The organism is Sphaerospermopsis sp. LEGE 00249, assembly GCF_014299995.1.
In the GTDB taxonomy this organism is placed as follows: Bacteria; Cyanobacteriota; Cyanobacteriia; order Cyanobacteriales; family Nostocaceae; genus Sphaerospermopsis; species Sphaerospermopsis kisseleviana.
Genome location: NZ_JACJUZ010000056.1, coordinates 23,465 through 34,678, shown reverse-complemented (window position 1 = coordinate 34,678; position 11,214 = coordinate 23,465). Strand labels below are relative to the sequence as shown.

Below are 11,214 nucleotides of genomic sequence, written 5' to 3'. Positions count from 1 at the left end.
ATTGATTACCCAGTCCCTAGTCCCTAGTCCCCAGTCCCCAGTGCAACCACAAAAATCATACCCTCAAAGATGTCGTCGCCATCTGTCGCAATGATGATTTTACATAACTAAAACTTATTGGTAATAAGTAACTAAATTTCATTACTAATCGTGGTCAAATTTCCGTTACAAGGTTGAGATTTTCCCGTAGTATCAGAATTGAAGCAAATAAAAATCAACGGTTCATCCTTTCAGGTCAGCCGCCGATTTTGCTGAAATATAGCTTATACTGCCGTTGTTACAAGAGAGGAATACTAAATGGCTACTTACAAAGTCACTTTAATCAACGAAGCTGAAGGTACAACTAACGAAATTAACGTTAAAGACGACGAATATATTCTAGACGCTGCTGAAGAAGCAGGTCTTGATCTTCCCTACTCCTGCCGCGCTGGTGCTTGCTCTACCTGTGCAGGTAAAATCGTTTCTGGTTCAATTGATCAGTCTGATCAATCTTTCTTAGATGATGATCAAATCGAAGCTGGATATGTTTTGACTTGTGTTGCATACCCAACTTCTGACTGTACAATCCAAACACACAAAGAAGAAGAACTTTACTAAAAGTCGAACTTTACTTTTTTGAGAACTTACCACCGCCTTACTGTTACAGCAGTACAGCGGTGGATGTTTTGTATCAATTTCTTCTCTTGTTATTTCTAGCTTACCGCAATTATCTACCTGTTTTGCTATCTGAAGATGTTAAGAAAGGTTGAATTTCGTTACCAAGTATTTTAAGTTCTGTACCCGGATAATAAAACTGAAGAATTTTAGCACTTGGCCAGCCGAGTTTGGCTAAATTTTGAGCGCCTGTTTGACTTAACCCTACTCCATGGCCTAAACCTCCACCAATAAAAGCGTATCCCCAGATCCCTGGTGTACCTTTGTTGAGAGGTTGTAAATAAAATAGTGTACTGCGGGGAGCCGCAAAGGCGCTGCGAACTTCATCTTTATGTAAGGTGAAAACGCCAATATCGGTTTTTACAGCTAGTTCTAAAATTCTACCGCTGTTGCTGCGCTTGGTAACAGCCATAGCTTCAATGGTTTTGAATTTGCTATATGGACTCTTTTTTGCCCGCAAAAATTTTTGTAAGTCTTTGGTAATATCTTCTAAGCTAGTTTGTTTGCTCCAGCGGAATACATCCCATTTACTTTCATTAAATCCTTGTTTCAGGTTAATAAACTGCCGTAAATTATTTTCATCTGCTAAATTATTTTTTGATATGTCCCAAATATTTGTAGCTGCATCCACTACTGGACGCAAATAAGGACGATCTTCTCCATTCCACACATCGCTAAAGTAAGCTGTAACTCCACCTGTGGTTGAAGAATAGAGGGCATCGACTAATTCGTTATTATGGGTTAATACCATGCCCCTGGTGGCAGCGATCGCTTGATCTGTGGTTTTTGCCACGCCATTTAGTCCATCATAAACCTGGCAGTGTGTATCCGCACATAATTGATAGTTATCAACTTCAAATCTGCGTACATTCCGCAGGGCATAGGTGCGGGCAATTATAGCCTGAGCTTCTAGGGACGCTTGGGGCGCTCTTGTGCCAATTTCATAAGGTAAAACTCCCCGTAAATATGTTTCTAAAGGAACTTGATTGACTAAGGAGTAGCTACCATAAGCATTGGGCTGTAATTTCAATCTCCCTGGGAAAAGACGAGCATTTTCAGGCTTTGTGCCTGTATTCAACCGAATTAAATTTTTATCTGTGGTAATTTCTAAATAATTATTGCTGTATCGCTTACCGTTAATTTCCCAACCGACTCGCGGTATTTGTTGCAGAATTTGTGTATCTAAATATGGTAGTGTCTGTCCTGATGCTTGTATGTTCTGTAACAACAAACGCCGTAATAAAGGGCTGCTGTAAACTTCTCGTTTTGCCCATACTTGCCAGCGTTCGGGTTGAGCTATTTCCACTTCTACACCTTGAGAACGCCAATTTCTGGCGCTGTCTTCTGCTGTTTCAAAGGTGCGATAGTTGCCTAAAACTAATACCTCCTGCACTTTTGCTTGAGGCAAAGTCTCCATGACGGTTTCCAGTTGGATGGGGTTGGCAGTAACTAGGGTTTGCTGTTGATGACCTTGTTGCCATTTTAGCTTTAGGCGATCGCCTTTGGTCGGTGTCAATTTTAATTTAGCAGTAGGTGTAGATCCAAATCGCTGGACAATACCAATTTTCAGTTCCACATCTGGGTTATTGTTGACAGGAGTTGATGCAGCAGTCAGTCCCAGTAAACAGAATGTGGTGAGTATTTTGTAGGAAGAACGCCAGAAAAAGATTTTCATGAAAACCTGATTTTGCTACCACAGTGAGGCTTTAAGGCAAATTTTAAGGAATTTTGTAGCGATTTTGCTTTGTTGTTGATGCCATTCAATCATATCATTACCTTTTTTTTCTCAAATAGTTGCAAATCGAAGTCATAATGATTATGATTTAGTTAAGATAGAAAACTCATCAGCAAAACTTCTATGGTAAAAATTCAAGAAATTCCTTTAAATCAAATTCAACGCCCATTACCGCGTCAGAACGATCCAGCGAAAGTTAAGCAACTAATGGAATCAATAGCAGAAATTGGGCAACAAGAACCGATAGACGTTCTAGAAGTAGATGGAAGCTATTATGGCTTTTCTGGTTGCCATCGTTATGAAGCTTGTCAGCGTCTAGGCAAAGAAACGATTTTAGCTAGAGTCAGAAAAGCTACTCCGAGTGTGCTGAAGATGCACCTAGCATAAATAGGGGTGTAGGCTTCGAGTAGGATAGCGAAATAACGAATCACAACCAGCACTTTAATCTAGTTATTGGGAGCAAAAAATTATGTCATCGACAACAAATGTCAAAAATCTAAATATTGGTATTGATGAGGAGAGTAGAGGCAAAATTGCTGAGGGCTTGTCTCGCTTATTGGCTGACACGTACTCACTGTATCTAAAAACTCATAATTTTCATTGGAACGTCACAGGTCCCATGTTCCAAACATTGCATTTGATGTTTGAGACCCAGTATACAGAATTAGCCTTAGCAGTTGATTTAATAGCTGAAAGAATAAGGGCGCTTGGCTATCCCGCACCAGGAACTTATAGCGAATACGCCAAACTCAGTTCCATTCCAGAAACTCCAGGAGTGCCGAAAGCCAAAGAAATGATCCAGTTATTAGTAGAAGGACAAGAAGCTGTGGTCAGAACTGCAAGATCGATCTTTCCTTTGGTAGATGAAGTTAATGACGAACCTAGTGCAGATTTGTTAACTCAAAGAATGCAAGTGCATGAAAAAACAGCTTGGATGTTGAGAAGTTTATTAGATGAATAAAGATTGAGGAAAGGGGGTATAATAAACAACAAAAATCTATACCCCTTGCCTTATGCCTGATGAAGATTTCACCCCAAAGTTGCGAAATTTAAAGAGAATCTTTTGTTCTTAAAGTTTGAGCGGCCAGATAGACTTTAGTCCATTCACCCATAACCTGATGGGTTTTGAGTTGTAAATTTTGGGCTATTGCTTCTATAGAGTGACCGGCTCTGCGTAACTGGAGAATCTGTCTGCCCAGATTAGTGACTTTTTCTTCCAACTGCTGCCATTGGTTTGGTGTTAAACCGAAATTGTGTTCTTGTAAGGAAATTGAGAGCCAGCTTTCTACTAGTTCTGATTGACCTTTGATGGCAAAAACGCGGACAGCATGGTAGCTAATTTTTTCACGCAGTCGGTATACTTCCTTAATTGGCTTATTGAGTTTTTTGGCAATCTCTTCTTGAGTTTTGCCTTGGAGGTATAATTGCAGCCAATCTACTGCGGTTTGTCCCAGATTTTCCAGTAAGTATTGGGCAAATTCTTGATATACAGCTTGACGTAGTGATTGTTGCTCTTCTAATTTTTGTGCTTCTTGATATTGGGCGATCGCCTGATTATCTACCAAGTTCAGGGGGTTATCTGTATCTTCTGTCAGCACTTCATCAGAAACCAATCGAATCAAGTCGTTAGCTGGAACTTGGGTTAGCCCACCACGCTGAACCCGTCGCAAGTAGTTAACAAAACGATAAGCCAAGAGGGGTTGATTACGTACTGGACGCAAACAATATTCTTCGATGCTGGCAAATAGTAAGGTATCCTGTAATCTTCTATCTGTGGTGACATCGGCAATGGCAGACATTTGTTGCTGCATATATGAATCACTTTGCAGCAGTTCTTGGAGAACTTCTTGTAATACATCGACCACACTGCGCTGGCGATCGCGACTTAAAGACACCCAAGTTTGAATTTTATTTCTCAGTGTCATCACGCTTCCCAAGCGATTAATCAGGTTACGATAAGCACGTTCTCGCCCCATTCCTAAGTATCGCTGCTGTAAAATCCGACAGCGATATTCCATTGCTTGTTTAGCTATTTCCAGTTCTTTTGGGGTGAGTAAATCAAATCTTTTGACATCTGATCCCAAAAGCCAAAGCAAAATACTATGTCTAGCGCCCTCACTTTGTTCTGGACATTCAGCAGCGAGTCGCTTTTGCCAATATTGCGCTAAGTGTGCCGCATCCGTTTCCATAGTGAGATTGCGCTCCTCGAAACTCGGCTTTAAAGTTTGCATCACAACCCCTATACCCACTTAAATTACTAACCAATAGCTGCCCTTGTTCTCAAAATACGCAAACTACTTCTCAAAAAATCTTGCTCATTGATTTTTGATCCGAAAGCTGAATTTTTAGTTTAGGTATTTCACTTTGTTAGTCCAAAGGTAAGTATTCAGCTATCAGTAATCAGTAATCAGCTTTCAGATGTAAATAGACTGGTTGTTAATAAAATCATAATTTTACTAGATTACCAGGCTTTGAGCAGAGAAATTCACAGGCTGATATTTGTGTTCTTTGTGACTTTTGCTGACGGCTGACGGCTAACGGCTGAATGCTTACTTCCAAAGGTAAAAAAGATTAATTATGAGTCTCTGACGAAAATTAACCTGTCTAAGTTTCAGCTTTCTCTCGTTATTTTTGCGTTCACTTCTTTACCAGTCTTGATATTTATTAGACAATAAGAAAAGTCAAGTCAGAAAAGTCAAGTAGTTTTGCTGTTTACACATCTTTCATAAAAACAAAGATTATTTGGATATGCTCACAATTACAATTATTTCTCCCCAGGGAAACTATTGAGTAAAATTAATCAAAGCTTTAGATTTTTGTATCCAAATATCATTTCTTTACAAAAGTCAGGAGCTATTTTGGTAAAAGGGCAGAACAGGGCAGAACTCTTACTCAATCTCAGTATTCAGAATATTACTATAAATAGTTTATAGGTTTACTGTGACTGAGATCACTGAGTTTAAGTAATTATTTCTGGATATGGCAGTAAGAGAACTAAAAATTTATTGCTTTTGAATACATAGCTATTAGTCCGTAGTCAATTATCGGGTGTGTGGTGTAGGGTGTAGGATTGGGGGAGAATCTTTTTCTTCCTGTCACCTGTCACCTGTCACCTGTCACCTGTCACCTGTTCCCTGTATTTATCTACCGCTGGATGATCTGACGATGGGATTTTCTACAGAGTCTCGATATTGCTGGACTTGTTCGGTATAAGCGATAGGTAAAACAGCTTCGACGTTTTCATGGGGACGGGGGATGATTACCCAAGATTCTAAAGTACCACCATAGACATTTTCTGCTGCTTCCACACCAGCGGCCATAGCGGTTTTAACTTCAGAAACATCACCACGAATATTCACTGTAAACCGGGCGCTACCTACTCGGATATAACCAACTAAGGTAACTCGTCCAGCTTTTACCATCGCGTCTGCTGCTGCTAGGACTGCGGGAAAACCCTTTGTTTCTAAAGATCCAACGGCCTGTAGTGACATTATTAATCTCCTTTATGAATAAAATTATCTGCTACAAGTTATTTTGATAGCAAATTTGCTTAAAACATCCGAAAAGGTTCAGATTTGGAAGTGAAGTGGATGGGTAAAATCGTTTCCACATTTTCCGGGGGATTGGGAACTATATAATGTGTGATCACTTGTCCACCATAAACTTCTTCTCCAGAAGCTATTCCCGCAGCAACTGCTGTTTTAACTTCCGCCACCTGTCCCCTGACGGCGACTAACAAGCGTCCGCTTTCTGCGATGCCATAATATACGATTGTGACAGCGGCAGATTTAACCATCGCGTCTGCTGCTGCGAGTACACAGGGAAAACCTAAAGTTTCGATTACGCCAACTGCCATTGGCATGGCTTGACTCTCCAGAAATCCAGAATAAGTGATATTTATTGTACGAGGCTTTGGTCCCCATTTTTTCATTTGGGGAAATTTTCTTTTTGTCAGTAGTCGGTGGTCAAGATAATGTAAACTGATGTTTATGTTTCCAAGTTTTTTACCCGCTGCTGTTGACAAGCTGACAGAACCAGCTTCTATTGCCTTGGCTCAAAGTATCCAAAGTCAAGACATTGCTACTCCTTTAAGTCCTGAACCTATTACCACTACTTACGTACATCAAGGTAGTGGCGATACTCCAATTTTATTGGTTCATGGTTTTGATAGTTCGATTTTAGAGTATCGCCGACTTTTACCCCTGCTGGCTGAAAACAATGAAACTTGGGCAGTAGATTTACTGGGTTTTGGTTTTACAGATAGACAACCGGATATTGCTTATAGTCCCTTAGCTATTAAAACTCATCTCTATTATTTCTGGAAAACCCTGATTAACCAAACTGTGATTTTGGTTGGTGCTTCTATGGGTGGTGCTGCGGCGATAGATTTTACCCTCACTTACCCGGAAGTGGTGCAAAAATTGATATTAATTGATAGTGCTGGGTTGAAAGGTGGTTCAGCATTAAGTAAATTAATGATTCCCCAGTTATATAATTTAGCAGCGGAGTTTTTACGGAATCCCAAAGTGCGCGATCGCATTTGTCGCAGTGCTTATAAAAACCCCGATTTAATCAATAAGGATGCTTTATGTTGCGGGGATTTACATTTAAAAATGCCTAATTGGAGTCAAGCTTTAATTGCTTTTACTAAAAGCGGTGGTTACAGTGCTTTTAAATTTCCGCAATTGGCAAAAATTCAACAGTCAACCCTAATTTTATGGGGTGATAGTGATAAAATTTTAGGAACTAAGGATGCTCCCAAATTTAAAAAAGCTATCCCCCAAAGTCAGCTAATTTGGATTAAAGATTGTGGTCATATTCCCCACTTGGAAAAAGCAGAAATTACAGCACAACATATTTTAGAATATATCAATTAAGATTTGAGGATAAGCACCCATTATTTTGTATTAATAAACATTAAGTAATATGGATACAACAAAAATAAAAGCTATTATTTCTCATTTAGGATTTATAGAAAAAGAAGCGGATATTTTTCAGCAGCATAATTACATCAAAACCTATCCCAACCATAAGAACTATGTAATTAAAGTTAATTTTGCTACTGAAAAAATTGATTATGGGGATAAAATTACAGTTGAGGATGAAACCACATCTAACTTTAGTCAACCAGAGAATTTTGTTGTTTTAGAATGCGTAAATAGATTATTAGAAAAAGGTTATGAACCTCAACATTTAGTTCTGGAACGTAAATTTCCTTTAGGACGTACTGGTAAAAGTGGAAAATCAGATATTTCAGTTTTTGATAGAGAAGAAAAATCTTTAATTATCATTGAATGTAAAACCTGGGGTAAAGAATATGAAAAAGAAAAAAATCGGATGATCGAAAATGGTGGACAACTATTTTCTTATTTACAGCAAGATAAAAATACTCGCTTTTTGTGCTTGTATACCTCACAACTTAATGATGATGGTTTAGTTGTTTATGAAAATGCCATTATCCAAATTAAGGATAGAGAAGAAACACTCAGGTTATTAGCAGAAAGCAAAGAAGAAATAAAAAGCTATAAAGAGGCTAAAACAGCAGAAGAATTATATACAACTTGGAAAGAAAACTTTAACTGCTATTTTGCACCTAATGGAATTTTTGATCCAGAAGTGCAAGCTTATAATCCTGAATATATACCCATTAAGAAAAAAGATTTACAACCCTTTACTGAAGGAGAAGGACGTAAATTATTTAATCAATTTGAAGAAATCTTACGTCATAATAATATCAGTGATAAATCAAATGCTTTTAACCGAATTTTATCTTTAATTTTATGTAAGATTGTTGATGAACAAAAAAATGAGAATGATATTACTGACTTTCAAATTATTGAAAGCAAGGATACTCCTGAACAGATACAAGAAAGGTTACAAAAACTATATGCAAAAGGAATGAGAGAATTTCTCAAAGAAGAAATTGTGTATTATTCTGAGCAATATATTGATGAATTAGTGAGAAATTTTCCTATACAAACCACACAAGAAAGACTGAAACAGATATTACGAGAGTTAAAATTTTATAGTAATAATGAATTTGCTTTTAAAGAAGTTCACAATGAAAAATTATTTTTGGAAAATGCTAAAGTATTAAATGAAATTATTACTTTACTGCAATATAAGAAATTTAGATATTTTTATAACGATAACAATGGATTGAAATATCAAAAGCAATATTTAGGGGATTTCTTTGAACAGTTACTAGATGCAGGTTATAAGCAATCTGAAGGTCAGTTTTTTACACCATTACCTATCGCGAAGTTTATTGTTAAGTCGCTTCCTTTACGAGAAATAATAGAAGCTAAATTAAATCAAGAAAGAGTAGATTTTTTACCTTATTTAATTGACTATGCTTGTGGTAGTGGTCATTTTTTAGTTGAAGCAATTGAAGAAATACAAAATATTGTTGATACAATTAAACCTGAATTTACTAAAGATATTAATAGATATATTAGACAATATCAAGAATCATCAGATTGGGCGGAAAAATTTATTTTTGGAATTGAAAAAGATTATCGTTTAGCCCGTACTGCTAAAGTAGCTTGTTTTATGAATGGAGATGGACAAGCTAATATTTTCTTTGGTGATGGTTTAGAAGATTATAACGAAAGAGAACGTCAACTTGCGCCTAGTTATGATGTAGTTATTGCTAATCCTCCTTATTCAATTCATGGATTTAAACCCCATGCTTTAAAATTAAAAGATAAATATACACTTTTTGAATCTTTAACTGATAGTTCATCAGAAATTGAAGCTTTATTTATTGAAAGAACTGCCCAATTATTACATACAGGAGGAAAAACAGGTATTATTTTACCAAGTTCTATTTTAAACAATATAGGTATTTATGCTCGTGCTAGAGAGATCATATTACAAAATTTTCTGATTAAAGCTATAGTCGAATTAGGCTCAAATGCTTTTATGGCTACAGGAACAAATACTATAGTTTTATTTATGGAAAAGCGCGAATCTCGCTGGAAACATGATTATAATTATGTAGCTGAAGATTATATTATTAATAACAGAGAACGTCCCCATGATTTTATAGATAGTGAATCTTTATTTAGAAGTTATGTTGATTATCTAGGTTTAGATTTTGATGATTATAAAACTTTTGTGGGACGTAGTAGTAATGATGCTATCAAAGCAACTGAATGGTATCAAGATTATCGTCATTGGTTTGACAATTTAACAGATGTTAAAAATTTACAAAAACGTAAAGATTTCAAATCTTTAACAAAAGAGGAACAACAGGAGAGAATTGAAAGATTATTTTATGAAAAAGTATTACCTATTGAAAAGGAAAAGTTTTATTATTATTTATTGAGTTATGAACAAGAGTTTATTATTGTCAAATCTGCTAATGATATTCAAAGTAATCGAGAATTTTTAGGTTATGAGTTTAAGAAAGGAAGACAAGCAGGAATGGTTGTTTATCGAGATGGTGAAGATAAAGATAAAACTGCTTTATATGATGAGGATAATCTATTTAATTCTGACAAGGTAAATTATTATATTTATCAGTCTTTTTTAGGTAATATAGAAAATCCGGCTGATGCTGTTAAGGATTATATTTCTCTAGTTGATTTAGTTGATTGTATTGATTTTAAAAGGGTTGAATTTGAAAAACAAATTAGTTTATCAATTTTAAAAAAGCACCAAATTATAACAAAGTGGCCATTAGTAAGATTGGGAAGTGTAGCACAAATTGAAAGTGGAGGAACTCCTAGCACTAATAAATCAGAGTATTGGGATGGTAATATTAATTGGGCTACACTGGTAGATACTAAGCAAAAATATCTTTATTCTACTCAAAGAAAAATCACTCAAACAGGATTAGAAAACAGCAGTGCTAAATTATTACCTATTAACACTGTGATATTGTCAACTAGAGCAACAATAGGAGATGTTACAATTGCTAAAGTTGTGACTTGCACAAATCAAGGATACAAAAATTTTATTTGTGATGAAAGTAAAATTCATTATGAATATTTATATTATATTCTAAAAGCTGAATCTGCTAATATAGCAAGTTTAGCAACCGGATTAACTTACCCAGAAATTTCAAAAAGCGAATTATCAAAATATAGAATACCTTTACCCACTAAAGAAGTACAAGAACAAATTATTCAAGAAATTGAAGTATTAGAAAATAGAGAACAAGAATTAAGAGATAATATTGAAAATTATAAAAATCAAATGAAAGTTAAAGTAGATGAAATATATACATCTAACTCTTCCCGAAAACCAATAGGAAACCTATGTTTAAACGTCCAATATGGAATATCGAAACAAATGAACACGGAAGACAAAGGATATAAAATTTTCCGTATGAATGAAATTATAGAAGGTAAAATGTTTGATGGTGGAGAAATGAAATATGTTGATATATCTCCAGAAGAATTTGATAAATTTAAACTGGCTCCAGGTGATATATTATTTAATCGTACTAATAGTATTGAGTTAGTAGGTAAAACAGGAATATTCACCTTAGAAGGTGATTATTGCTTTGCTTCCTATTTGGTACGCTTGAAAATTGATACAAACCAAGCCAATCCATTCTTTGTTAACTTCATAATGAACTCAAATCAATTTCAGCAAGTTGCTAAAGAACAAGCTACTAAATCTATTAATCAAGCAAATATCAATGCAACAAAACTTAAATCTATAGAAATTCCAGTACCATCATTATCAATACAAAATAAAATTGCTACTGAAATCCAAAATATAGAAGCTGAAATTTATAACTTAGAAACTGAATTGAATATTATTCCACAACAAAAAGAAGCAATATTACAAAAATATTTATAATATTTTTGAGA

Annotated in this window: 9 protein-coding genes; 5 read left to right on the top strand and 4 right to left on the bottom strand. The window is 35.7% G+C overall.

Going from position 1 to position 11,214, the window contains the following annotated elements; all coding sequences use genetic code 11:
• Positions 1-297: 297 nt before the first annotated feature.
• Positions 298-597: a ferredoxin gene (locus H5968_RS17905; RefSeq protein ID WP_137667755.1), complete on the top strand. Its 300-nt coding sequence runs from the start codon at positions 298-300 to the stop codon at positions 595-597.
• Between the two features lie 109 nt (positions 598-706).
• Here H5968_RS17905 and H5968_RS17900 read toward each other — a convergent pair whose 3' ends face one another.
• Positions 707-2,329: a SpoIID/LytB domain-containing protein gene (locus tag H5968_RS17900; protein WP_187041035.1), complete on the bottom strand. Its 1,623-nt coding sequence runs from the start codon at positions 2,327-2,329 to the stop codon at positions 707-709.
• A gap of 183 nt (positions 2,330-2,512) precedes the next feature.
• Here H5968_RS17900 and H5968_RS17895 point away from each other — a divergent pair, with 183 nt between their 5' ends.
• Complete coding sequence (locus tag H5968_RS17895) at positions 2,513-2,776, top strand: ParB N-terminal domain-containing protein (RefSeq protein ID WP_096569893.1); 264 nt, start codon at positions 2,513-2,515, stop codon at positions 2,774-2,776.
• 82 nt (positions 2,777-2,858) lie between these two features.
• Positions 2,859-3,350: a Dps family protein gene (locus H5968_RS17890; RefSeq protein ID WP_187041034.1), complete on the top strand. Its 492-nt coding sequence runs from the start codon at positions 2,859-2,861 to the stop codon at positions 3,348-3,350.
• An 88-nt stretch (positions 3,351-3,438) separates the two neighbouring features.
• Here H5968_RS17890 and H5968_RS17885 read toward each other — a convergent pair whose 3' ends face one another.
• The 3 genes from H5968_RS17885 to H5968_RS17875 all read right to left on the bottom strand — a co-directional run bounded on the left by H5968_RS17885 (position 3,439) and on the right by H5968_RS17875 (position 6,251).
• Positions 3,439-4,632, bottom strand: coding sequence for a HetZ-related protein 2 (locus tag H5968_RS17885; RefSeq protein ID WP_096572743.1), 1,194 nt, complete (start codon positions 4,630-4,632; stop codon positions 3,439-3,441).
• A gap of 897 nt (positions 4,633-5,529) precedes the next feature.
• Complete coding sequence (locus tag H5968_RS17880) at positions 5,530-5,880, bottom strand: carbon dioxide-concentrating mechanism protein CcmK (RefSeq protein WP_187041033.1); 351 nt, start codon at positions 5,878-5,880, stop codon at positions 5,530-5,532.
• 59 nt (positions 5,881-5,939) lie between these two features.
• Complete coding sequence (locus tag H5968_RS17875; protein ID WP_187041039.1) at positions 5,940-6,251, bottom strand: carbon dioxide-concentrating mechanism protein CcmK; 312 nt, start codon at positions 6,249-6,251, stop codon at positions 5,940-5,942.
• A gap of 127 nt (positions 6,252-6,378) precedes the next feature.
• Here H5968_RS17875 and H5968_RS17870 point away from each other — a divergent pair, with 127 nt between their 5' ends.
• Together H5968_RS17870 and H5968_RS17865 are read left to right on the top strand one after the other, a co-directional pair.
• Positions 6,379-7,266, top strand: a complete 888-nt coding sequence (locus H5968_RS17870; RefSeq protein WP_187041032.1) for an alpha/beta fold hydrolase — start codon at positions 6,379-6,381, stop codon at positions 7,264-7,266.
• Positions 7,267-7,315: 49 nt separating this feature from the next.
• Positions 7,316-11,203 (top strand): restriction endonuclease subunit S, encoded by a 3,888-nt coding sequence (locus H5968_RS17865; RefSeq protein WP_187041031.1) that lies wholly within the window; start codon positions 7,316-7,318, stop codon positions 11,201-11,203.
• Positions 11,204-11,214: the final 11 nt, after the last annotated feature.